We start from the raw sequence: 23362 nt of genomic DNA, 5'->3' as shown, positions 1-23362 counted from the left end.
CACCCATGACCCACTCGACCCCCTCAGACCACTCGCCGCACGCGTCGCCGCCTCGCCGAGGCCGGATGTTCGACACCGTCCTCGTCGCCAACCGGGGTGAGATCGCCCTGCGGATCACCCGCACCCTCAGGAGGCTGGGCGTCCGCTCCGTCGCCGTCCACAGCGACGCCGACGCCGGGGCGCGGCACGTCCGCGAGGCCGACGTCGCGGTGCGGCTTCCCGGCGGCTACCTCGACGCCGACGGCATCCTCGCCGCCGCCGAGGCGACCGGCGCCCAGGCGGTGCACCCCGGATACGGCTTCCTCGCCGAGAACGCGGCCTTCGCCCGGCGCTGCGCGGAGGCCGGGCTCGTCTTCGTCGGCCCGCCGCCGGAGGCCGTGGAGGCCATGGGCGACAAGATCCGCGCCAAGGCCACCGTCTCGGCGGCCGGCGTGCCCGTCGTCCCCGGCGGCGCCGAGCCCGGTGACGACCTGGCCGAGGCGGCCGCGCGGGTCGGCTTCCCCGCGCTGATCAAGCCCTCGGCGGGCGGCGGGGGCAAGGGCATGGTGCTCGTGCGCTCCGCGGCGGAGCTGCCGGAGGCTTTGGCCTCCGCCCGCCGCACGGCCGCCGCCGCGTTCGGCGACGCGACCCTGCTGATCGAGCGGTTCGTGGAGAACCCCCGGCACATCGAGATCCAGGTGATGGCCGACGCGTACGGCGGCGTCATCCACCTGGGCGAGCGCGAGTGCAGCCTCCAGCGCCGCCACCAGAAGATCGTCGAGGAGGCGCCGTCCCCGCTCCTCGACGCCGCGACCAGGGCCGCCATGGGCGCGGCGGCGGTCGAGGCCGCCAGGTCCGTCGGCTACACCGGCGCCGGGACGGTCGAGTTCATCGTCCAGGGCGCGACCGGCGACTACTACTTCATGGAGATGAACACCCGCCTGCAGGTCGAGCACCCCGTCACCGAGCTGGTCACCGGCCTGGACCTGGTCGAGCTCCAGCTCAGGGTCGCCGCCGGCGAGCCCCTCCCGCTCACCCAGGACGAGGTGCGCCTCGACGGCCACGCCGTCGAGGCCCGCGTCTACGCAGAGGATCCCTCCCGTGGCTTCCTGCCGACCGGCGGCTGGGTCCTCGCGTTGCGCGAGCCGCCGGGGGTGCGGGTCGACTCCGGCCTGATGGCCGGGGGTCTGGTCGGCAGCGACTACGACCCGATGCTGTCGAAGGTCATCGCCTGGGGGCCCGACAGGGCGTCCGCCCTGCGGCGGTTGGATGGCGCGCTCGCGGCCACGGCCGTGCTCGGGGTGCCCACCAACATCGCCTTTCTGAGGGCACTGATCGGCCATCCCGCCGTGCTCGCCGGAGACCTCGATACCGGCCTCGTCGAGCGCCACCTCGGCGAGCTGGTCTCCCGCGACGGCGTTCCCGCCGACGTCCTGGCCGCCGCCGCCCTGGTCCTGCACCGCGAGCACGTCCCCTCGGGGCCGGCCGACCCGTGGGACGTCCCCGACGGCTGGCGGCTGGGCGAGGCGGCCTGGACCGTCTACCGGCTGGAGACCCGCGACGGCGTCTCCGAGCTCAGGGTCCGCGGCCTGCCCGCCTCGGGCGCCGAGGTCCACCTCCCCGGCACAGACACCGGCACTGGCACAGACACCGGCACAGACACCGGCACGAAGGCCGGCGCCGAAGTCGTGCGGGCGCGGCTGGCCGACGAGGGCGACGACCTGCTCGTCACCCTCGGCGAGACCGCGAGGCGCTACGCCCTCGCCAGGGACGGCGACACCGTCTGGCTCGGCCGCGACGGCGACGCCTGGGCGCTCACCCGCAGGCACCTGGGCGACCCCGGTGACCGGACCGGCGCGGGCGGCCCGGGGGACGGGCTGGTCCGCAGCCCGATGCCGGGCACCGTCCTCGTGGTGAAGGCCGGGCAGGGGGAGCGGGTCGCCGAAGGGCAGCCGCTGCTCATCGTGGAGGCGATGAAGATGGAGCACACCGTGACCGCGCCGGTCGGCGGGGTCGTCACCGAGCTGCGGGTCCGGGCGGGCCAGGCGGTCGCCATGGACGCCGTGCTGGCCGTGGTCCGCGGGGAGGAGCCGTGACGGGCACCACGCCGGTCGCGCGGGCCGTACGGGATCGCGGGGAGATCGCGACGCGAGCCATCAGATGGGCCGTGACCCACGGCGACGGCGAGGTCACGGCCGGATGGGTCGCCGAGGTCGAGACACCGGCGGCCGTGGGGGTCGCGGGGAGCGTGAGGCGCGAGCCGGTGAGGGGGGCATGATGCGCGAGCCACAGCGGGTCGGGGCGGCGGGGCTGCCCGAGCGGGTCACGATCTACGAGGTCGGGCCGCGCGACGGGCTGCAGAACGAGGCCGCGGTGATTCCCGTCGAGGTCAAGGCCGAGTTCATCGCCCGGCTGGCCGCCGCGGGGCACCGCGTGATCGAGACCACCAGCTTCGTGCACCCCAGGTGGGTGCCCCAGCTGGCCGACGCCTCGGAGCTGCTGGCGGTCATGGAACGGGTGCCCGGCGTGCGCTACCCGGTGCTCGTCCCCAACGAGCGCGGCCTCGACCGCGCCCTCGAACACGGCGTCGAGGAGATCGCGATCTTCGCCAGCGCCACCGAGACCTTCGCGGCCAAGAACCTCAACCGGACGCTGGAGTCGCAGTTCGAGATGTTCGAGCCGGTCGTCGCGCGGGCGCTGGATCACGGCCTGAAGGTCAGGGCGTACGTCTCGATGTGCTTCGGCGACCCGTGGGAGGGCCCGACGCCGGTCGGCCAGGTCGTCTCCGTCGGGCGCAGGCTCCTCGACCTGGGCTGCTTCGAGCTGTCGCTCGGCGACACCGTCGGGGTCGGCACCCCCGGTCACGTCGCCGCGCTGATCGAGGCCTTCGGCGGCCCCTCCCGGCTCGCGGTGCACTTCCACGACACCTACGGCCAGGCCCTGGCCAACACCCTCACCGCCCTGCGCGAGGGCGTGACCGTCGTCGACGCCTCCACCGGAGGCATCGGCGGCTGCCCGTACGCCGAGAGCGCCACCGGCAACCTCGCCACCGAGGACCTGGTCTGGATGCTGCACGGCCTCGGCGTCGAGACCGGGCTGGACCTTCCCTCGCTGGTGGAGACCAGCACCTGGCTGGCCGCGAGGCTCGGCCGCCCCAGCCCGTCGCGGGTCGTCCAGGCCCTGGGCGAGAACCCGTCCCGCACCACCGCAGAGAACGTCGAGGAGTGACATGCCCAAGCTGACCGAGGAGTACGAGGAGCTTCGCAAGACCGTCGAGGCGTTCGCCCGCGACGTGGTGGCCCCGGTGATCGGGGACCTCTACGAGCGCGAGCAGTTCCCCTACGACATCGTGCGGCAGATGGGGGCGATGGGCCTGTTCGGGCTGCCGATCCCCGAGGAGCACGGCGGCATGGGCGGCGACTACTTCGCGCTCTGCCTGGCCCTGGAGGAGCTGGCCAGGGTCGACTCCAGCGTGTCGATCACCGTCGAGGCGGCGGTGTCGCTGGGCGCGATGCCGATCTACCGGTTCGGCACGCCCGAGCAGCGCGCCGAGTGGCTGCCCCGGCTGACGTCGGGCGAGATGCTCGGCGCCTTCGGTCTCACCGAGCCCGGTGGCGGCTCCGACGTGCCCGGCGGCATGCGGACCACCGCCGTGCTGGACGGCGGCGAATGGGTGATCAACGGTACGAAGGCGTTCATCACCAACTCCGGCACCGACATCACCGGCGTCATCGGCGTGGCCGCGATCACCGGCGAACTGGCCGGGGGCAAGAAGGAGATCTCCACGATCCTGGTGCCGTCCGGCACCCCCGGCCTCACCGTCTCGAAGAAGTACTCCAAGGTGGGCTGGAACTGCTCCGACACCCGCGAGCTCTCCTTCGACGGCTGCCGCGTCCCGGCGGGGAACCTGCTCGGCGAGCGCGGGCGCGGCTACGCGCAGTTCCTGCAGACCCTCGACGAGGGCCGCGTCGCCATCGCCGCCCTGTCCACCGGCCTGGCCCAGGGCTGCGTGGACGAGTCGCTGCGCTACGTCCGCGAGCGCCGGGCGTTCGGCCACCCCATCGGCCACTACCAGGCCATCCAGTTCAAGATCGCCGACATGGAGGTCCGCACCCACACCGCCCGCCTGGCCTACCACCACGCGGCCGAGAAGATGCTCGCGGGCGAGCCGTTCAAGAAGGAGGCCGCCATCGCCAAGCTCGTCGCCGGCGACGCCGCCATGGACAACGCCCGCGACGCCACCCAGATCTTCGGCGGCTACGGGTTCATGAACGAGTACCCGGTCGGCCGCTTCTACCGCGACGCCAAGATCCTGGAGATCGGCGAGGGCACGAGCGAGGTGCAGCGGATGCTGATCGCGCGCGAGCTGGGGCTTTCCGGCCTCTGACCCGCTGACGTCCCGTCCTCGTCGAAGGCCGTCTGGTGATGTGGCCATCGCCCGGTGATCTTTCGGTGAGGGTCGGGTTCCGTCCGGCCGCGAGGCGAAGGTGGCTCCGGTGCCCGTCGACCGCGGTGAGGCCCGGCCTCATCCGCGATCAAACGTGGTGGCTCCCACCGCTCACGCGGTCGTCGTTGTCGTTGTCACGGGTGGCTTGAGAGGCCGGTCCCGCCCGGCCGCGAGGCGACGGCGGCGGCCGGCTGTGCGATGGACCCGGTCCACATGCTGAGGGCGCTCATGTAGACCGCTCTCACCTCGTTGTCGAAGTACGGGGAGACGCCGGTGTCGTAGCGGTTGTCGCCGTCGGTGTCGGAGACGCCGATCGTGATGCCGTTGAGGTGGCCGGTGCGGCTGTCGCCGCTGTAGTCGTACAGCCAGGAGGAGCCGATGGCGCCTTCACCGGTGAACGGGGACTCGACCCCGATGAGCCGGCCGGTGGGGGCGTCGGGGAGCGTCACGGCGAACGTGGGGCCGGTGGACGATTCGAGGGTCTGGCCCGTGTAGGGCCGGGTTCCGTCGGGGTGGGGGCCGGCCGGGTAGCCGAGGACGTCGGCCGAGGGGGTCGTCGCCTGGTTGAAGGCGATGCCCTGCCCGCCGACGTTTTCCGCCAGCTTCCCGGTGTTGGTCAGCACGCCGGTGGAGGAGGAGACCACGCCGCCGTACACGTTCACGAAGGCGAAGTCGCGGTCGTGGCCCGCGTACACGTCGAAGTCGTGATGGACGAAGGCCAGCTTTCCGACGTACAGCCCCCACGGGGTCGTGCCCTCGGAGTAGCCGGGGACGAAGGCCCACTTGTCGAGTGTGGCGCCCTCGCGTTGGGTGTCGCGCACGCAGTGACCGGCCGTGGCGACGATGTTGCGGTACTTCGACTGCATGGAGGTGCCCGTACACCAGTGCGGCTGACCGTCGGCGCCGACGAAGAACACCTTGCCCGAGGTCGAGGACGGCCGCTCCTCCTCGAGCGGTATCGGCGGGATCTGGAAGGGCGGGCCGTCCGGGACGACGGGGGTGGACAGGCGCTCCCCCTGGAGCACGGTCCGTACGGCGTAGGGTGTGGCGTTCCTCAGGTTGGCGGCATCGTCGGCGAGCCAGAACGCCGCGACCTGCTGGGCGACCGGCACGGTGGAGGCCAGGAGGACCTTCACCGAGCCCGCGGCCTGGGCCGGGACGGAGACGACGGTGGAGCCCAGCAGGCCCAGGCCGACGCCCAACGCGATCAGTGTGCGCCTCATGGCGGATATCCCCGTCCGGTCACAGGGCGCGCTTCATCGCCCCCGTCAGCATGGAGAATCGGCCCAGCCGATGAGCGGGGACGACCCGAACCAAGATCATAACGCTCGCGGGATGTCCCGGGGAGAAATGATCAAGATCTTGCGTCCGATATGGGGGATTCGGTTGGGCCCACCGGCACGCCCGGTCCGGCGACGGTCGCGGAAGGGGCACTCCGCCGGATGGGCCCCTGACCTCGGACGTCCGTCGAACCGGATCACGTTCAGAGGCCGGTGAGGGCACCCGCGAGGTCCGGTGGACGCCGATCGGGTTCCGGCCGTTCGCCTCCGGCGAGGCCACCACGTGCGCGGTACGGCCGAGCCGCCGCTTTGCGGAAGTTTGACGCGGCGGCCCGGCGTGGCTGCGGATCCCGTCGGGCACGTTGCGGGGTACAGCGGCCGTGAAGTGCTCGTGAACATCACTGTGAGGTGATGGGAGAACCGCATGCTGACAGGGTTGCCCGTACTGGGGTCCGGCCTGGGACATCGCGTGGAGCTGGCCGAGGCGATCGAGGCGCACGCCGACCGGATCGACTGGCTGGAAGTCATCACCGAGCGCTATCTGTTCGCCCCGGCCGACGAGTGCGAGCGCCTGCGGGAGCTGGCCCGCCGGTTCCCGATCGTGCCGCACGGGGTGGAGCTGTCCATCGGCTCGGAGCGGGAGCCGAACGCGGCGTACGTGCGGGCGCTGGCCGAACTGGTGGCGGACATCGACGCGCCGTGGTTCAGCGACCACCTGTGCTTCACCCGCACCGACAGGGTCGACGTGGGGCTGCTGGTGCCGCTGCCGCGGACCCGGGAGGTCGCCCGGCGGCTGGGGCGCAGGGCGCGGCGGGTGCAGGAGGCGGTCGGCAGGCCGTTCCTGCTGGAGAACATCACCTACTACGTGGACATGGCCACACCGCTGACCGAGGCGCAGTTCATCACCGAGGTGATGGAGCACTGCGAGTGCGGCCTGCTGCTGGATCTGGCCAATCTCGACATCAACGCGCGCAACCACGGCTTCGACCCGCTGGAGTTCCTCGACACCATCCCGGTCGAACGGGTCGTCCAGGTGCATCTGGCCGGCGGCGTCGACGGGGACGGGGATCAGATGTCCCTCGACAGTCACGGTGCTGCGATCCCGGCCCGGGTGTGGGACCTGCTGGCGGAGCTGGTGTCGCGCACGCGCGTCAACGCCACGCTGGTCGAACGCGACCAGAACTTCCCCGACGACTTCGGCGACCTGCTGGCCGAGGTCGACCGCGCGCGAACCGTGCTGCGCTCCCGAGTCGCCGGGGGTCCGGCCGGTCGGCGAGTGGCGGCACAGCCCGCGGGAGGTGCGTGATGGGCGTGCAGGACGCCCTCGCGGCGATGCTGACCTGCGAAAAGGAGTCCGCGCTGCTGCGCGAGGACCCCGTCGGGCTGCAGTGCCGGTACGAGCTGAGCGACGCGGAACTGGCCATGCTGAGCGGTGCCGCGCCCGCCGGCTACCGGGTGACGCGCACCGGCGTGATGGGCAAGCTGCGGTCGGCGATCGCCACCTGCCTGCCGGACACGGCCGCCGAGCTCCTCGGTGCCCACCGCGCCCTGTGGGAGGAGTTCGCCCGCGGCGTCGTGGGCCGCCCGCGGCCGGCGGGACGGCCGTTCGGGATATGGGAGTCCGAACGGCTGGCGGCCTGGCTGGCGGTCCACGCGCCACCGCGGCTGGCCGCCTACGCCCGTTACGAGCTGGCGCACGCCAAGCTGGTCCACGACCGGGACGCGGCGCTGGCCGCCCGCGACGCCGCCACCGCGGCGGGCTCCGCGGGCTCCGGCGACCGGCCGGTGGCCGGAGCGCTCCGGCTCTCGGCCGCCGCCCGGGTCGGGACGTACACCCACGACGTCACCGCGGGGCCGCCGATCGGTGAGCTGCCCGCCGTACGGACGCGGGTGCTGTTGCAGCGTCTGTGGCGGGCGCCCGTCGTACGGGTCTACCGGATCGACGACGGCACCGCGGCGCTGCTGGCCCGCTGTGACGGCACCCGCGACGCCGACCAGGTGATCGCCGAGGCGGGCGGTGATCGCGCCCGCGCCGCGGAAACGCTCGCCAAGCTGGCGCTGGCCGGTCTGGTGTGGCCGCGATCCTGACGTTCACGCGCCGCCCGCCGGGAGGGTCCACACACCTTCGCGGGATTCGCGGCAGGCGGTCACCTCAACCGGGGGGTGCCGGTCACGATGGACGATCGCCCGTCCGGCTCCCGTCTCCCCGCGACCGGGGCCCCGCCCCCGCGACCGGGGACCGGCGCTCGTGGGCGTCGCCACCGATCCTCCGCACCCGGCGCACCCGGTGTGCCGGACCGCGGGGAAACCGGCCCGCATCGGGTCGCCACCTTGCCCTGCCCCGGCAGGCGCTCATGGAGGGAGAAACATCGTGAACGATGACACCACTCGCAAGGACAAGGGACCCGAGTTCGTCTTCGAGATCGTCACCGGCCCCGACGGTCAGGAGATCACGGGCCACGCGTGCTGTAGCGGTGGTCGCTGCGGCCGCGACGATCCCGATGGGTGATCCGGCCGTCTGAGACGGCCGGTGGGAGGCAAGGGGCTCCCTTGCCTCCCGTCCCGCGGGTACCGGTCGCGGCGGGTCTCGCGGTCGTACGAGGACGCCCGGCCGAGGTGTCAGTGCGAGGGGACCGTCGCGGTGAAGCCGCTTCCCGCGAAGGTGCCGGAGACGGCGGTGTCGTCCTCGGCCAGGAACGGCTTCCACGCCAGTTCCAGCGCGCGGGGCCCGCCGTCGCCGCCGGCGACGGTCAGCCGGGCCGTGGCCTCGCCGCCCAGGTGGACCTCACCGCTCACGGTGAGGTCGCCGACGAAGCGGACGTCCCGCAGGCGGATGGTGGCGGCCTTGTCGTCGTACGTCAGCAGGCCGCCGCGCAAGCCCGCCTGCGTGGCCGGCAGCCAGGGCGGGGACCCGAGGGGGTTGCGCCTGGCGGTCGCGTCGGCGACGGTGGCGAAGGCGGCCGCGAGGATTCGTCGTTCGCTCGCGGCCAGGCCGGTGCCGCGTGCCGCGGGTACCCGCGCCACGGTCTCGGGGAAGGAGCCGAGTGCGCGGTAGTTCGCGTCGTCGCAGCGGGGCCTGCCGCCGAAGGCGTCCGGGTCGCTGAGGAAGGCGCGCATCGCGCGGCGGACGCACTCGTTCACCTGGGCGCCCGTGGTGAGATTGTGGCCGGCGAAGCGTACCCGGGAGAAGGTGGAGTCCGGGAAGCGCCGGGTCACCGCGGCCGCCTCCGCCGGGGTGGTCGAGTCGAAGTCCCCTCCCAGGGCCAGGACCGGTACCCGGGGGTGTTCCGCGCCCGGTGGCACGGGCGGGCTGACGCGGGGAGCCGGCCAGTCGGCGCAGACGTCCTGCATACCGAGGATCGATCGTTGCGGAGGCGGTCCGGTCAGGTCGGTGACGGCGAACGGCCGGAACGGGCGTTCCCTGTCGTAGTAACGGTCCATCTGGCGCCGCCGCTCGTCCGCCGGGGCGGTGCGCTCGAACGGGAAGGTGGTGTCGGCGCACACGTAGGTGAGCAGGCCCGCCAGTTCCGCCGCGCGCAGCGGCTGGTTCGGTGCTCCGTCGATCACCCGCACGAGGCGGCGCAGCGGGAGCGGGTCGCCGTCCAGGTAGGCGGCGACGGCCGCGCTCGCCTCGCGGCCGATCATCGGCAGGTGGACGTTGTTCGTCAGGTGCGCGAGGGACGAGAGCCGCAGCTCCGGATCGGGGTGGGCGCGCAGGTGCCGTACCAGCGTGGAGACGAGGCCGGAGGGATCACCCGGCAGCCACGGCCGCGATCCAGGCGCGCCGGGCCATGCCGTGCCTGCCCGCCGCGTACAGGGCCAGCATCGCCTGCAGGCCGTATCCCTGCCAGCCCGTCGACACGACGATCACGCAGTCGCAGACCACGGTGACGGCCACGACGGCGACGGGCCTGCTCCGCCGCCACAGCAACGCCGCCGACGAGATGGTGAAGAACACGAACATCAGGACGGGCAGCCCTCGCGTGGAGAACCTTTCCTGGAGGACGCCTAGGGCGACGTACACCGCCCACACGCCCAGCGCGAGAAGCACGTCGGCGACGCGTGAACGGTCCACCGACGGCCATTGCCCTCCGGGCGCGGGGAGCCCGCGCGCGAACCACGTCCACACCTTCGCCCGCGTCCTTGTGAGCGTGCCTCGCGCCCTGTCGAGGGCGGCCCGTACTCCCGTGGGAACCCTCACCGTCGTGGTCGTTCGGGGCACCGCCGGGCCCGGAGCCGGCCCGCAGGGCCCGCGGAGCTCGCGGGAGGCGGAGTGAATCCGGCGCGCGGCCGATCAGGGGCGCCGCGAGGGTGAGGGGGGATCTCAGATGCCCGGGCCATAGGAGACCAGGGTTTCAGACCGCAGGTCCTCAGGCCATGGGCAGGAAAGACGGCAGCCCCGGGGACTGCGGGCTTTCAGGTCATGGGCCGGGGATGGCAAGACTGGAGGGCTGCGAGCTTCCAGGTCATGGTCATGGGCTGGAAGCCCGCAGGCTCGGGGACCGCTGGCCTTCAGGGTGCGGGCTGGAAGACGGCAGCCCCGGGGACCGCGAGCCGCGGGGTGGCTTCGGCCGGGCCGCCGCCGTCACTCACCCTGTTCGGCGCTTCGGTAGTGAAGGAGCACGGTCCGGGAGTCGAAGGTCCGCGTCTCGGTGAGCCGCATGCCGATGCGGTCCTTGGACGTCGGGAACAGTTGCTTGCCGCCGCCGAGGACGACCGGGTGGACGACGATGTGGTACTCGTCGATCAGGCCGAGTTCCGTGAGAGTGGCCGCGAGGTTCGAACCGCCTGACAGCAGAAGATCCTTGCCGGGTAGCCGCTTCAGCGCGGTGACCTCCTCGGCGAGGTTCTCGCCGATCACGCGGGTGTCCCGGTCGGCCTGCCTCAGGGTCCTGGAGAAGACGATTTTGGGGGTCTCCCGCCAGATGGGGGCGAACGCGAGGTCGTGCTCGTCGTCCGACATCGACTCCACGTGCGGCCAGTAGCCGGACATCATCTCCCACACCACGCGCCCGTAGAGGAAGGTGTCGACCCGCTTGTTCAGCTCGAAGGAGTAGGCGGACAGCTCCGGTCCCATGACCGGTCAGTCGAACTCACCCTCCGGCCCCTCGATGTGGCCGTCGATCGACGTGTGGACCCAGTGGATGATCTTCCGCATGGCGGGCTCCTCGTGGTGCGTGTTCCGAAGGGTGATCGTCGGCGCCGGCGGGCGTTCTGGGGTCGTCCCGGCGGGCGCTTTCAGTTGTTTTCTTGGGCTTGCACAGGGAGGTCGGAGTCGCACGTACGTTCTCGACATCCCGCGAGAGGACTTTCCGAAGAAATTTCGTGGGGGACGCGTGGGGATCGGCGGGGGCGGGGGTTCGGGGTGTGCGGGAACGGGCGAGGCGGGCGGGGGCGGGCTGTGTGGGTGTGCGGGGACGGGTGGAAGACGCGCCCGTGCCCGCCCCGGCCCCCGGCCGTCACCGCCTCGCCGATCGACGGAACGGGGCCTGAAGTGCTGAAACTTTCATCGGGCGTGGGCGGTGTTCGCACAGGTCAGCGTGTCGCGATGTGAGAGGGCATGGGCGGAGGCTACGTGCGGGAGAGACGCTCCACCTATGGTGGGAGCGCTCCCATGCCTCCCTCGAAGGAGCCGTTCCATGCCAAGAAGATCGATCCTGGCCACGCTCTGCGCGGCCCTGGTGATCGTGTCAGGTGCCGCAGTCGCCGTCGCCTCCGGCGCGTCCGCCGCCGACTCCCCGTTCTACGTCGATCCGGAGACCAGCGCCGCCAAGTGGGTCGCGGCCAACCCCGGGGACTCCAGGGCACCGGTCATCCGCGACCGGATCGCCGCCGTGCCACAGGCCCGGTGGTTCACCACCACCAACACCTCCGCCGTACGCGGCCAGGTGTCGGCGTTCGTCGGGGCGGCGGCGGGGGCGGGCAAGATCCCCATCCTCGTCGTCTACAACACCCCCAACCGCGACTGCAGCGGCGCCAGCACGGGCGGCGCGCCCAACCACACGGTCTACCGGCAGTGGATCGACGAGCTGGCCGCCGGCCTCCAGGGACGCCCGGCGTCGATCATCCTGGAGCCCGACGTGCTCCCGATCATGACCAACTGCATGAACTCCTCCCAGCAGCAGGAGACCAACGCCTCCATGGCGTACGCGGGCAAGAAGCTGAGGGCCGCCTCGTCCTCGGCCAAGGTCTACTTCGACATCGGGCACTCGGGATGGCTGTCGCCGTCGGAGGCCGCGGCCCGCCTGAGGGCCGCGGACGTGGCGAACAGCGCGGACGGCATCTCCCTCAACGTCTCCAACTACCGGTGGAGCTCCACCGAGATCGCGTACGCCAAGAACATCATCTCCGCCACCGGTGTCTCCCGGCTCCGCGCGGTGATCGACACCAGCCGCAACGGCAACGGCCCGCAGGGCAGCGAGTGGTGTGACCCGGCAGGCCGGGCGATCGGCACGCCGAGCACCAACGCCACCGGCGACTCGATGATCGACGCCTTCCTCTGGATCAAGCTGCCCGGCGAGGCCGACGGCTGCATCGCCGGAGCCGGGCAGTTCGTCCCGCAGCGCGCCTACGACCTGGCCATGGCGGCCCCGCCCGTCACCCCGAATCCCACGCCCACCCCGACCCCCACCGTGACGCCGACCCCCACCCCCACCCCGACCGTCACGCCGACCGTCGGCAGGGCCTGCACGGCCGCCTACAAGCTGGTCAGCTCCTGGCAGGGCGGCTTCCAGGCCGAGGTGACCGTGAGGAGCAGCGGCGCCGCGGCCATCGCGGGCTGGACGGTGAGCTGGTCCTTCCCCGGTAACCAGAGCATCACCCAGCTCTGGAACGGGCAGCACACCCAGAGCGGCGCGGGTGTCACGGTGCGGAACGTGTCCCACAACGGCAGCCTCTCCCCGGGCGCCTCGGCGTCCTTCGGGTTCACCGGCAACTGGTCGGGGAGCAACGGTGCGCCCTCCTCGGTCAGCTGCACCGCCGCCTGACCCGGAGGTGCGGCCATGATGCGGTACGGCTCGCGCGGTATGCCCCCCGCGCGAGCCGTACCGGATTCTTCCGCCTTCCCCGCGTCCCCGTGGCCGAAAGGGAGAACCTGTCCTGCGGGTCCGTCCCGCGCGTTACCCTGGGCTTTTGCCCGGCCGGAGGGGGCCCGCCGGTGCCGCCTCCATGGCCGTGGTGGCCTTCGTCATGATCTGCCGCATGGTCTCGACCTCTTCGGAGGTGAGCCGGTCGATCAGGAAGGCGCGCACCACGGCCACGTGCCCCGGCGCGGTCCGCTCCAGGCAGCGCAGGCCCTCGTCGGTGAGCACGGCCAGCACGCCTCGCTCGTCCGACGGGCAGGCCATCCGCGTGACGAGTCCCATCCGCTCCAGCTGCCCGATCTGGTAGGTGAGACCGCTCTTCGAGACGATCAGCCGGTTGGCCAGCTCGGTCATCCGCATCTGTCTCCCGGGCTGCTGGGAGAGTTTCGCCAGGATCTCGTACTGGGCATGGGTAAGGCCGGAGTCGGCTTTCAGCTGGTCCTCGACACGGCGCTCCAGGAGGTGCGTCGCGGCCACATAGGCCATCCACGCGGCCATCTCGCTCTCACTGAGCCATCTCGTGTCGCTCACCGGAACATTCTACTACTTGTTTAAATTTGAACTAACGGTTATGATTTTGTACAAATTCGAATGACAGGAGGAGTCAACATGCTTGACCAAACACGGTCTTACGCCCTGTTACTGGCTCGAATCGCCCTCGGCGTGATCTTCGTGTTTCACGGCGCGCAGAAGTTCCTGACGATGGGATTGGCCCAGACCACCGCGTCCTTCGAGGCTTCGGGGATCCCGCTCGCGGCCGTCGCCGCACCGGCGGTCGCCGTCATCGAGGTCGTCGGCGGCATCGCGTTCATCCTGGGCGCGGCCCTGCCCCTGTTCGGCTTCCTGCTCACGCTCGTCATGCTCGGCGCCATCGTCTTCGTGCATCTCGCCAACGGCTTCTCGGTGAGAGAGGGCGGCTACGAGTTCGTCCTCGCCCTCGCCGCCGGCACCCTGGCCGTCGCCTTCAGCGGCGGCGGAGCCCTGGCCGTCGACACCCTCTGGCAGCGCCGCCGCCAGTCGGCCACCGTCTAGCGGGCCGTCGCTCCAGCCCGGCCGTCGCTCCAGCGGGCCAGCGGTCCCGCCGCCGGTCCAGCTCGCCACCGGTCCAGCCGGTAACCGGGATTACGGATGCCGGGCCTTTCCCCAACGTAAGGGCCCGGCCGACCGGAATTCACGACATCGAGCATCACGAGATCCCCGCCCCGGACAATGGGCATAGCTGTTCTCGACAGCGCCCAAGAGCTGGGGGTCGGTGTGCGTTGGCTACAAAGAATCGGCAGGGATTTCAAGGCTCGGCAGCATATCGACGCGTACGCTCTCACAGCCGTCGTCTTCGCTTTCGCCTTTCTCTCAATCTTCGGCGACAAGCTGGACGTCGACCTCAGGTGGGCCGTCCTGTTCTCCGGAGTCGGGTTGCTTCTCTACCGGCTCACCCTGCCCGCGGAGTCCGCGGAATCGCCCACCGGTCTTCTCCACGACCGCTCCGTGTACGACGAGGTGCCGCTCTCCTCGCTGCTCTCCCAAGCACGTGACGTGCGCGTGTTCGCGCCGTCCGCGGTCAACCTGCTGTCGGCGCAGACCTGCGAGCTCATACGCAACACGGTGCTCGCGCGGGAGAAGGGAAACGTCAGGATCGTCATTCTCGACTCCCTGGAGAAGGCGGCGGTCCGGCAGGCCGCGAAGCAGCTTGACGATTCGGTCGAGTTTCCCGTCCAGCGCCTTCCCTCCGCGCTGGACAGCACGATGGAACGCCTCCGGCTGATGAGCGGCTGGAAAACGGCGGGCGAGTTCGAATACCGCCTGCTTTCCTACAGCCCCGGATTCAGTCTCGTGCTTGTCGATCCGGAAACTCCCAGGGGCCGCGTCATCGTGGAGATTCACGGTTTTCACAACGCGTCGACCTCCTCGCGCATGCACCTGGAGCTGACCCGTGGCAGTGACGAGCGCTGGTACACCTACTGGGTGAACCAGTTCGACCACATGTGGGAGGCGGCGAGACGGGACGACGTCACGCCGTTTTCCGCAGGAGCTCCTCGGCCTGCCTCCGGAGATGTGGTGGAAGCCCAGGAGTGACCGCGCCGAGCGCCCGCGAGGCGAGCCCCTCCGACGTCGCGGCCCGTCCCAGCAGGGCGTGGACGCGCGCGGCCCGCACCAGGACGGGACCGCTGTCGGACTCGTCGGCGAGCGCGTCGAGGATCTCCTGCTGGGCGGCGTCGAACCGCTGCTCCAGGGCGAGGGCCAGCGCCCTGGCGGCGATCGTGGCGGGCCTCTGGTGGCGGCGTACGCGGTCCAGGTCGCGCAGGGCCTCGGCGGGCTTCCCGAGGTCGGCCAGGATCTCGCCGCGCAGCGCGAGCGCCTCGGCGGGAGGTTCGTCCGCGAGCGCCACGGCCCCGTTGAGAAGGGCGAGCGCGGCGCGCGGCTGTCCCAGGTGCCAGAGGGCCTGCCCGAGCGCAAGGTGCGCGGGCAGGTCGTTGGGAACCCAGGAGAGCGCGGCGCGCAGCCGCTCGACCGCCATGTCGTACTGTCCCCGCGACAGCCAGAGCCTTCCCTCCCCGGTCAGCGCGGAGGCCACCCCGTTGAACCGCTGGAGCGTCGCGAACATGTCGGCCGCCTCCTCGAACCGGGTCCGCGCGCTCTCCGTCTCGCCTCCCGCCGCTGCCGCCACCTCTCCCAGGATCAGCAGGGCCTCGGCGCGCACCCACGTCTCGCCGGTCCCCGAGGCGCGGACCGCCTCCTCCGCGAGCCCGCGGGCCGTCTCCCAGCCGTGCCTGGCCAGGGCCAGCCTCGCGTCGTCGAGATAGGCCGCCGGGTGCCGCGACTGGCGCACCGAGCCGATCAGACGGTCGTGCTGCAACTCGTACCAGCGGATCCCCAGCCGGTGCTCGCCCCGCAGGAGATGACAGTCCTCCAGGGCCTTGGCGACGGCGTTCGGCATGCCGGCCGTCTCGTGGAGGCCCTCGTAGACGGTGTTGCGCGTCCCGTGCTCGGTGACGAAGGCCTTGCGCAACCAGGAGCGGATCTCGCTCGAGGTGACACCGGACTCGGCCGAGACGCGGGTGAGCATCCGGTCGCAGAAGCCGGTCAGGAAGCGGTCGACGTTCACGTGCAGGTTCACGTGCTCCACGCTGATCTCCCGGAGGCCGGAGGGCAGCGACTCCCACAGCGCGGAGCAGACGACCTGCAGCTGGACCGGTTCGACCGTGTTCAGCGTCAGCGTGGTCGTCTGCCCCTCGTCGTTGGAGATCGGGACGGTGCGCAGGTCGTCGACGAGCCGTTCCGCGGCACCGGGGGCGAAGAACCGGCCGGTGCGCTCAAGCGGCCTCGTGGTGGCGTCGAGCGCCGCGGCCCGGGTGAGCGGCAGCAGCTGGAACCGCGCCCGCGACCCCCGGCCCAGCGGGCGCTCGTGCGGCAGGACGGAGGCCAGATACTCCTCGCGCAGCGACAGCAGCAGGTGGAGGCCGTCGTGCTCCTCCACCGCCCTGGCGAGCTGGCGCAGGAGCCCGTGGCGTTCCTCCTCGCGGTCGAGCGGGCCGCCGAACAGTTCCTCCGCCTGGTCGACGGCCACCAGGACGGGCACCGGGTCGCCGTACCTGTCGGTGCGCTCCGGGCGTTCCGCCAGGAAGTCCGAGACCGTCAGCCCGGCCAGCGCCGGCAGCGGCCGGTCCGGCGCCCAGGCCGACAGCAGCGCCAGCACGTAGGGGTTACCGGGCACCTTCGGGCGCAGCGAGGTGATGCCGCGCGGCGACACGCGGGCGATGGGCAGGACGTCGGCGCGCTCGGGCTCGACACGCGGCAGGACGCCCGCGTGGAGAAGGGACGTCTTGCCGACCCCCGAGGCCCCGAACAGCACGGTGAGGCCCGTGGCCTGCCAGATCGTGGCGATGTCGCGTGCCTCGCGCTCCCGCCCGAAGAACAGCGCGTGCTCGCTCCGGTCGTAGGGGCGCAGTCCCACGTACGGCCGGATGGTCCCGTCGCCGCCGCGAGTCGCCGTCGTCATGGCTTCCGTCCCATTCTCCGCCGGAGCTCCGCGCAGAACTCCGAGGCGGTCCCCAAGAAGATCGAGATGTTCCAGCGGTCGAGATAGTGGGTGATGTAGCGTCTGGCCTTGCTCTCGGCGCTCTCGGCGCTCTCGGTATCGCCCGCCGACCCGCTGACCTCGGGCATGAGCTGCACGCTCACGTGCCGCCGCTTGTTGCTGCGGGGCGTGTTGCGCACCAGGCCGTGAAACAGCACCCGAAACGTCCAGTCCTGCAGGCTGTAGCCGATGAAGAGCAGCGGCCGGGTGGTCATCGCCCGCAGGATCGGGGTCGGCAGCGGGTGCCGCCCGTCGGTCGCGACGGCGTCCACCATGTTGACAAGGTACGTCAGATAGTCGGCCTCGGTCAGCACCAGCGACGCGGGTTCCGTCCAGCTTCCGTGGAGATGGTAGACGACGGGCCGCTGCACCGTCGGCTCCGGCAGGAGGGGGGTCGCGGTGGGGTCGGTGTCCCACCAGGGGGAGAGGGCGACGTGAGGCTCCTTGCCCTCCGCCCGCAACGCCTCGGCCAGGAAGTCGTCGTAGTTCGTCGTGAGAAACGTCGTCACCGGGAAGCCGGCCAGCAGCCGGTGTGGTTCGCCGGGATCACTCGCGGGAGGCCGCCCGTGCGAGCGCAGGTGGCCGCAGACGGTCTCCTTGAGGTCGACCGGATCGCGCAGCACGGCCTCGCCGTACTGCATCACGCGGGCCAGGTCGCCCGCGTCGGAGAACGGGTAGCCGTAGCGGAGGGCGTACTGGTTGCTGAGGGCGGTGCCGGTGGGAAGGGTGCCGGCGCAGGCACCCGCTCCGAGGAAAGGGGCGCAGTCACCCCTGCCGAGCTGGTCGATCAAACGTTCCCAGTCGGTGTCGTCCACGGCTCCACCATGTTTGTCGACAAAGAGCGTGAGTCTCGCACTCCAATGTCGCACATCGGTGGGTTGTCACAAAGGTTTTGATATGAACGAGTCGAATCCGGCCACCGGGCCGGTGTCCTCGTCCTCGACTATTTCCCGCAGCGCGAGGCCGAGCACGGAATCGCCGATCGCGTCAAGATCGGCCAGGTTCATCTCCGTGAGATCGATCAGGCCTTTGCTGAAATCGGCGTCGGCTATGACGGCTTCATCGCTCATGCGGACTCCTTCGCACCCCCGCGTTCCCGGCTCTTCCTGTGTCCCCACCCTGGCCCATCGTTACACTCTTCCGATGGTCAGATGAGCGCTTCGGAAGATAATTTGGAAGACGGGGCGGTAGGGTTTACGGATAATAATCCTTTTAGGGCGTGACAATGATGTCCTTTGGGACGTAGTCATAAGACTCTGACCCCTTCGTTTATGCGCTTACGAGGACCGGGCGTCTAGGCTGATCCCAAATCGGGTGAGTGGAGGCGGTCGCGTGCCCATTTCACAGTCGTCGGGGTCTTCCCGGGCAACGGGACGCCAGCCCCAGATCTGGGGCAAGGTCCCCCAGCAGAACAAGAACTTCACCGGCAGGGAAGATCTTCTCGACAAGCTGCACACCGGGGTCACCTCCGAGGTCACCGCGGTGGTGCCGCACGCCCTCCACGGGTTCGGCGGCGTCGGCAAGACCCATGTCGCGATCGAGTACGCCTACCGCTTCCGGCACGAGTACGACCTGGTCTGGTGGATTCCCGCCGACCAGCCGATGCTGGTGCGCTCCTCGCTGGCCGCGCTCGCCCCGCACCTGGGGGTGCCCTCCTCCTCAGCGATGGGCGTGGAGGACGCGTCCGCGGCCGTGCTGGACGCGCTGCGCCGAGGCGAGCCCTACTCCCGCTGGCTGCTCGTCTTCGACAACGCCGAGCAGCCGGAGGACATCAACGGGATCGTCCCGCGCGGTCCCGGGCACGTCCTGATCACCTCCCGGAACCACGCCTGGCAGAGCGTGGTCGACACCCTGCCCGTCGACGTCTTCACCCGGGCGGAGAGCATCGAGTTCCTCAGCAAGCGGGTGCCCAGCTCGACCAGCCTCGACGACAGGAACCGGCTGGCCGACCAGCTCGGCGACCTGCCGCTGGCCCTGGAGCAGGCCGGTGCCCTGCAGACGGAGACCGGCATGTCCGTCGAGCAGTATCTCCGGCTGCTGCGGGAGCAGACGGCTCAGCTGCTCGGGGCCAACAAGGCGCCCGACTACCCGCTGTCCATGACCGCGGCCTGGTCGCTGTCGGTGTCCCAGCTCAAGGCGAAGCTGCCCGAGGCCGTGGAGCTCCTGCGCTGCTGCGCCTTCTTCGGGCCGGATCCCATCCCCCGCGACGTGTTCGGGGTGCTTCCCGACGACTTCTCGCCCGGGTCGCGCCTCGGCCCGCTCCTCGACAACCCGATCCTGCTGAGCAAGGGCATCAAGGAGCTGGGGCGCTACGCCCTCGCCAGGATCGACTCCGACAACCGGACCATCCAGGTGCACCGGCTGGTCCAGGCGCTCCTGCGTGACGAGCTGAACGAGGAGGAGCACGCCTCCTTCCGCCACGAGGTGCACCTGCTGCTGGCGGCGGCGGTGCCGGGCCTCCCCGACGACAACCTCCTGTGGCCGCGCTACGCGGAGCTGCTCAGCCACGTGGCACCCGCGGAGGTCCAGGTCAGCCGGGATCCCCGCATCCGCCGCTTCGCCCTCGACGTCGTGCGCTACCTCTACTCGTCGGGGGGCTACCAGTCGGCCACGGATCTCGTCGAGCGCCTGATCAAGACCTGGCGGGCCGACAGCGGCGACGAGGACCAGCACGTGCTCTCCGCGCAGCGGCACTTCGGGATCGTCCTGCGCGAGCTCGGCGACTACCGAGCCTCCTTCGAGCTCAACCGCAGGACCCTGGCGCACATGCGGACGGTCCTCGGGCCCGACCACGAGGAGACCCTGCTGCTCACCAACAGCCACGGTGGCGACCTGAGGATGCGGGGCGACTTCGGAGCCGCCCTGAAACACGACGAGGAGTCGCTGCGTCAGCACCGGCTGGTGTTCGGCCCGAGACACCGCCGGACGCTGCGGACCATGAACAACCTCGCGCTCGACTACATGCTGCTCGGCGACTACCAGAAGGCGAGCGAGCTGCAGCAGAGCGCCTACACGCTGCAACGCTCCGGCGATTCCAAGTCGAGCCAGCAGTCCATCCTCACCTCGTGGAACGGCCTGGCCCGCATCGTGCGGCTCAGGGGCGAATACTCGGAGGCCTGCGACATCGGCGAGGACGCCTACGACTTCAGCGTCCAGGAGCTCGGAGCCGACCACCCCAGGACCCTGCGCGCGGCCAAGGACCTGTCCATCGCCAAGCGCAGGGCGGGGCTGATCGACGAGGCGTTCGAGATCGCCCAGCGGACGTTCGAGCTGGAGGAGCGCATCTTCGGTCGCGACCACCCCGACACGCTCGCGGCCGCCCTGTGCCTGGCCAACGCGCAGCGCACCAGAGGGGAGATCGACGAGGCGCTGGAGCTGCTGCGCGACACCGCGGCCCGCTACCCCGGAAGATACGGGGACGAGCACCCCTTCACCTTCGGCTGCGACATGAATCTGGCCCTGCTGCTGCGGGTCAACGGGGACGTCGAGGAGGCGACCGAGCTCGACCTGAGATGCCTGGAGGGCTTCGACCGCACGCTGGGGCGCGAGCACCACTACTCGCTCACCTGCGCGATCAACCTCGCCAGCGACCTCGCCGCCAGGGGAGACACCTCCCAGGCCGGGCAGCTGGGCCAGGAGACCCTGGCGCAGCTGCGGGAGCTGCTGGGCGTCGACCACCCGCTCACCCTCGCCTGTGCGAACAACCTGGTCGTCGACCTGCGGGCGCGGGGTGCCTTGGCGGAGGCGGAGACACTGGAGGCCGACACCTTCGAGCGCTACCGGAGGGTGCTGGGCGACGAGCATCCCGACACGACGGTGGCGCTGAGGGGGGAGCGGCTCGACTTCGACTTCGACCCGCCCGCCCTCTAGCCGTTGCGCCGGAGCCAGCGCGCGTAGTGGTCGTCCGAGCGTTCACGGCTCATGGCCCGGGCGCGGGCCGGCACGCTCTCCCGCGACCAGCCGTCGAGGCGCCGCGCCATCCCGGCCGTGAAACTCTCTCCGGCGGGGGTCAGCCGCCCGCTGCCGAGCAGGGTGCCGGTGACGAGGCGCGAGGCCTCGCGCCACTGGAAGAACTCCGTGTGCGCGCGCAGGGCCGCCTGCCCCGACTCCTGGGCGCGCTGGCGCATCCAGAAACCGGCCACGCCCAGGAAGGCGTACGCGCCCTGGAGCAGCCCCGGCACGGGGCGGGGGTCCTCGCGCCAGGGGGCGTAGTGGCGGGAGCCGTCGTCGGGAAGGGTCAGGGGAACCAGGTCGAGCAGGGCCGAGAGTTTCGCGTGCTGTGTCTCGTGCGTCAACGTGACCGCGAGCGAGGACGCGTCCGGCGGCGTCGACAGGGCCACGCAGCCGAAGGTCTCCCGCGAGGACGAGCTCGACTGGCCCCTGGCGGGCGCGACCAGCGGTGTGAGGACCGTGATCGCCGTGGCCACCTCCTCGGCCACGATCCGGTGGTGGCGCACCAGCAGATCCCAGGCCTCGTGCAGCGTCGACTGCCACCGCGCGGCCTCGGCCTCGGTGAGGCGCCCGCCGATGTTGCCCGTCCCCGGCATCCGGTAGGGGTCGAGGTCGTCGATGACCAGGCGGAGCGACATGCCGCCCGCCTCGCTCGACAGCGAACGCAGCCCCCTCCATCCCGGGGCGTCCTGGCGGGGATCGCGGGGGATGCGGACGATGACCCCGTCCGCCGTGATCTCGGTGTCGTCCGCGGCGCACTCGACCGTGGCCGCCGAGACGGTCGGCGACAGGATCGCCTGGCCCAGTGACGGCAACGTGACCACCCCCTCCACCGCCGGTACGTCGATCTCGCAGGCGGTGCCCGAACGGATCGCGGCGGCGGCGGCGAGCGCCGCCAGCTGTCCCGGAGCCGCATCGCCGTCGCCGGCGGCGAGCATCTTGACCGTCCGGCGCGCCCAGGCGCCCACCGACGGGTGGCGAAGGACGGCGTCGACGGCGCCGGGATGGCGGCGCTGGACGGTGGCGAGCAGGTCGTAGGCGCGGCGGGTGGCGGCGGCGTCGGGATGGCCGCTCGCCCGCGCGGTCTCCAGTACCCCGCGTACGAGGAGGACGTGCTTGCTGTGCTGTGCGGCGGAGAGTTCGGCGACCGCGGTGGTGCCCCCGCCGCCGCCGGCGAGTTCCGAGAACGTCCCGGCCGCGATCCGGTGCTCACGCAGGTTCATCGTGCCCTTTCTCTGCCGTTTCGATCGGGCCGAAAGGTCGGCTTCGACCGTTCCCTTGATGTGTCCGATGAGACGGAGGAGGTCGGGGGAGTAGACGGAGGGATTGGCGAAACCGTGGCCGGAGCGGTAGCGGTGGGCGTAGTGGCCTCCTCCGCAGACCCGGGAGACCGGGCAGGCCCGGCAGGTCGGGGAGAGGGCCAGCTCGCCGATCTGGCGGGCGGCGATCGAGGGCAGGAGCAGGGCGTCGTCGAAGGAGTCGCGTGCCACGTGCAGCCCGGTCTCCGGCGCTCCCCGGTAGGCCGACTTCAGGGCGTCCGACTGCTCGATGCCGCCGTCGGTCTCCACGACGACCATCGTCGCGGGGGACAGGCCTATCTGCTCGCTCGACGACGAGCCGCCGAGCAGCACGTGGATGATCTCGTTGAACGTCCGGATCCAGGTGGGCCGCCGCGGCGCGGCGTACCAGCGGTCGAAGACCGGGATCAGCCAGTCGGCGTACGGTGTCGCCTCGGCGCCGGGGGTCCGGCCGGGAGGGGGTGCCGACCAGTTGCCGTGCGGGAGCAGGAAGTCGACGGCCGGCGGGTCGAAGGCGAGGAGCGCCTCGTAGGCCCCGACCGGGTCGTTCCTGAGGTCGATGGTGCACAGCAGCCCGCTGAAGAGGTGCCTGAAGGCGGGCGAGCCCAGCAGGCGGAGGGCGCGCAGGACGTCGGCGTGGCTCCCCTGGCCGTTGGCGCGGCGGCGGCCGCGGTCGTGCATCGTCTCGTCGCCGTCGAGACTCACCCCGACCCGGACGCCCAGCTCGTCGAAGAGCCGGAGGTAGGGGAGGTCGAGCAGGGTGGCGTTCGTCTGCAGGCCGACCGTGGTCCTGGTGGCGGGGCCGACCGCCGAACGGACCAGCGTGACGAGCTCGCGGATCGCCTCGCGGCCGGCGAGCAGGGGCTCTCCCCCGTGCAGGATGAGCTCTATGTCGGCCAGGTCGTGGCGGTGGGCGTGCTGGGCGATTCTCGCGGCCGTGGCGGCGAAGGTCTCCCGAGACATTTGTTTCGGTCGCGCCTGCCACGAAGAGTCGGCCATTTCGTACATGTAGCAATATTTACAGGCGAGATCGCACCTGCTGTGGATCTTCAGGATGAACTGCCGGAACGGAGTCGGCCGCCAGCCACCGGCCATCAGCCCTCCGATATCGAGAGTTGACGGCCACTCGTGCATCGCTGATCAGCCCCCTGCTGAGACCACGTTATGTGACGCCCGAAAGATGTTTACACGATAGATGATGGCCGGTCGCCGTTCCAGGCCGAGGGGAAAACCAGTGATCATGTCGGGGA

Annotated in this window: 20 protein-coding genes; 11 read left to right on the top strand and 9 right to left on the bottom strand. The window is 71.1% G+C overall.

Annotated elements, in window-relative coordinates; genetic code table 11:
• The first annotated feature begins 65 nt into the window (after window positions 1–65).
• From ACSDR0_RS27940 to ACSDR0_RS27925, 4 genes are read left to right on the top strand one after another with little or no spacing between them, the layout of a single operon-like run.
• Window positions 66–2075 (top strand): acetyl/propionyl/methylcrotonyl-CoA carboxylase subunit alpha, encoded by a 2010-nt coding sequence (locus ACSDR0_RS27940; protein WP_435291861.1) that lies wholly within the window; start codon window positions 66–68, stop codon window positions 2073–2075.
• The gene (locus tag ACSDR0_RS27935) at window positions 2072–2257 is read left to right on the top strand and encodes a hypothetical protein (protein WP_435291860.1); all 186 of its coding nucleotides are present in this window, start codon (window positions 2072–2074) and stop codon (window positions 2255–2257) included. Before ACSDR0_RS27940 ends, ACSDR0_RS27935 begins: the two co-directional genes overlap by 4 nt.
• Window positions 2254–3207: a hydroxymethylglutaryl-CoA lyase gene (locus tag ACSDR0_RS27930; RefSeq protein ID WP_435291859.1), complete on the top strand. Its 954-nt coding sequence runs from the start codon at window positions 2254–2256 to the stop codon at window positions 3205–3207. Before ACSDR0_RS27935 ends, ACSDR0_RS27930 begins: the two co-directional genes overlap by 4 nt.
• A gap of 1 nt (window position 3208) precedes the next feature.
• Entirely contained in the window at window positions 3209–4366 is a 1158-nt protein-coding gene (locus ACSDR0_RS27925; RefSeq protein WP_435291858.1) for an acyl-CoA dehydrogenase family protein, read from the top strand.
• Window positions 4367–4560: 194 nt separating this feature from the next.
• Here the strand turns inward: ACSDR0_RS27925 and ACSDR0_RS27920 are convergent, their stop codons facing one another.
• Window positions 4561–5649 (bottom strand): trypsin-like serine peptidase, encoded by a 1089-nt coding sequence (locus tag ACSDR0_RS27920; protein WP_435291857.1) that lies wholly within the window; start codon window positions 5647–5649, stop codon window positions 4561–4563.
• 481 nt (window positions 5650–6130) lie between these two features.
• Between ACSDR0_RS27920 and ACSDR0_RS27915 the strand changes: the two genes are divergently transcribed.
• The 3 genes from ACSDR0_RS27915 to ACSDR0_RS27905 all read left to right on the top strand — a co-directional run bounded on the left by ACSDR0_RS27915 (window position 6131) and on the right by ACSDR0_RS27905 (window position 8215).
• Complete coding sequence (locus tag ACSDR0_RS27915) at window positions 6131–7012, top strand: DUF692 domain-containing protein (RefSeq protein WP_435291856.1); 882 nt, start codon at window positions 6131–6133, stop codon at window positions 7010–7012.
• A complete protein-coding gene (locus ACSDR0_RS27910; protein WP_435291855.1) occupies window positions 7012–7794 on the top strand; it encodes a hypothetical protein in 783 nt (260 codons plus the stop codon). Before ACSDR0_RS27915 ends, ACSDR0_RS27910 begins: the two co-directional genes overlap by 1 nt.
• Before the next feature lie 283 nt (window positions 7795–8077).
• Window positions 8078–8215 (top strand): hypothetical protein, encoded by a 138-nt coding sequence (locus tag ACSDR0_RS27905; protein ID WP_435291854.1) that lies wholly within the window; start codon window positions 8078–8080, stop codon window positions 8213–8215.
• A 110-nt stretch (window positions 8216–8325) separates the two neighbouring features.
• Here ACSDR0_RS27905 and ACSDR0_RS27900 read toward each other — a convergent pair whose 3' ends face one another.
• From ACSDR0_RS27900 to ACSDR0_RS27890, 3 genes are all read right to left on the bottom strand, one after another.
• Window positions 8326–9351: an alpha/beta hydrolase gene (locus ACSDR0_RS27900; RefSeq protein ID WP_435291853.1), complete on the bottom strand. Its 1026-nt coding sequence runs from the start codon at window positions 9349–9351 to the stop codon at window positions 8326–8328.
• A gap of 106 nt (window positions 9352–9457) precedes the next feature.
• A complete protein-coding gene (locus ACSDR0_RS27895; protein ID WP_435291852.1) occupies window positions 9458–9781 on the bottom strand; it encodes a hypothetical protein in 324 nt (107 codons plus the stop codon).
• A 510-nt stretch (window positions 9782–10291) separates the two neighbouring features.
• The gene (locus ACSDR0_RS27890) at window positions 10292–10783 is read right to left on the bottom strand and encodes a dihydrofolate reductase family protein (protein ID WP_435291851.1); all 492 of its coding nucleotides are present in this window, start codon (window positions 10781–10783) and stop codon (window positions 10292–10294) included.
• A gap of 562 nt (window positions 10784–11345) precedes the next feature.
• Between ACSDR0_RS27890 and ACSDR0_RS27885 the strand changes: the two genes are divergently transcribed.
• Window positions 11346–12692 (top strand): glycoside hydrolase family 6 protein, encoded by a 1347-nt coding sequence (locus tag ACSDR0_RS27885; RefSeq protein ID WP_435291850.1) that lies wholly within the window; start codon window positions 11346–11348, stop codon window positions 12690–12692.
• A gap of 132 nt (window positions 12693–12824) precedes the next feature.
• Here ACSDR0_RS27885 and ACSDR0_RS27880 read toward each other — a convergent pair whose 3' ends face one another.
• A complete protein-coding gene (locus tag ACSDR0_RS27880) occupies window positions 12825–13319 on the bottom strand; it encodes a MarR family winged helix-turn-helix transcriptional regulator (protein ID WP_435291849.1) in 495 nt (164 codons plus the stop codon).
• A gap of 78 nt (window positions 13320–13397) precedes the next feature.
• Here ACSDR0_RS27880 and ACSDR0_RS27875 point away from each other — a divergent pair, with 78 nt between their 5' ends.
• Window positions 13398–13820, top strand: coding sequence for a DoxX family protein (locus tag ACSDR0_RS27875; protein WP_435291848.1), 423 nt, complete (start codon window positions 13398–13400; stop codon window positions 13818–13820).
• A gap of 177 nt (window positions 13821–13997) precedes the next feature.
• Entirely contained in the window at window positions 13998–14861 is an 864-nt protein-coding gene (locus tag ACSDR0_RS27870; protein WP_435291847.1) for a hypothetical protein, read from the top strand.
• On the opposite strand, the gene ACSDR0_RS27865 is transcribed toward ACSDR0_RS27870, so the two are convergent.
• From ACSDR0_RS27865 to fxsA, 3 genes are all read right to left on the bottom strand, one after another.
• A complete protein-coding gene (locus ACSDR0_RS27865; protein ID WP_435291846.1) occupies window positions 14797–16785 on the bottom strand; it encodes a tetratricopeptide repeat protein in 1989 nt (662 codons plus the stop codon). The genes ACSDR0_RS27870 and ACSDR0_RS27865 overlap by 65 nt on opposite strands.
• Window positions 16782–17678, bottom strand: a complete 897-nt coding sequence (locus ACSDR0_RS27860; protein ID WP_435291845.1) for an SIR2 family NAD-dependent protein deacylase — start codon at window positions 17676–17678, stop codon at window positions 16782–16784. Before ACSDR0_RS27860 ends, ACSDR0_RS27865 begins: the two co-directional genes overlap by 4 nt.
• A 66-nt stretch (window positions 17679–17744) precedes the next feature.
• Complete coding sequence (gene fxsA, locus ACSDR0_RS27855; RefSeq protein ID WP_435291844.1) at window positions 17745–17933, bottom strand: FxSxx-COOH cyclophane-containing RiPP peptide; 189 nt, start codon at window positions 17931–17933, stop codon at window positions 17745–17747.
• Window positions 17934–18195: 262 nt separating this feature from the next.
• Between fxsA and fxsT the strand changes: the two genes are divergently transcribed.
• Complete coding sequence (gene fxsT / locus ACSDR0_RS27850; RefSeq protein WP_435291843.1) at window positions 18196–20733, top strand: FxSxx-COOH system tetratricopeptide repeat protein; 2538 nt, start codon at window positions 18196–18198, stop codon at window positions 20731–20733.
• Here the strand turns inward: fxsT and ACSDR0_RS27845 are convergent.
• The gene (locus ACSDR0_RS27845; RefSeq protein WP_435291842.1) at window positions 20730–23207 is read right to left on the bottom strand and encodes an FxsB family cyclophane-forming radical SAM/SPASM peptide maturase; all 2478 of its coding nucleotides are present in this window, start codon (window positions 23205–23207) and stop codon (window positions 20730–20732) included. The two genes, fxsT and ACSDR0_RS27845, sit on opposite strands and share 4 nt — an antisense overlap.
• Window positions 23208–23362 lie beyond the last annotated feature (155 nt).

The sequence above is a fragment of the Streptosporangium sp. G11 genome (genome assembly GCF_051192615.1).
Classification (GTDB): domain Bacteria; phylum Actinomycetota; class Actinomycetes; order Streptosporangiales; family Streptosporangiaceae; genus Streptosporangium.
This window is presented reverse-complemented; position numbering and strand designations above follow the sequence as displayed.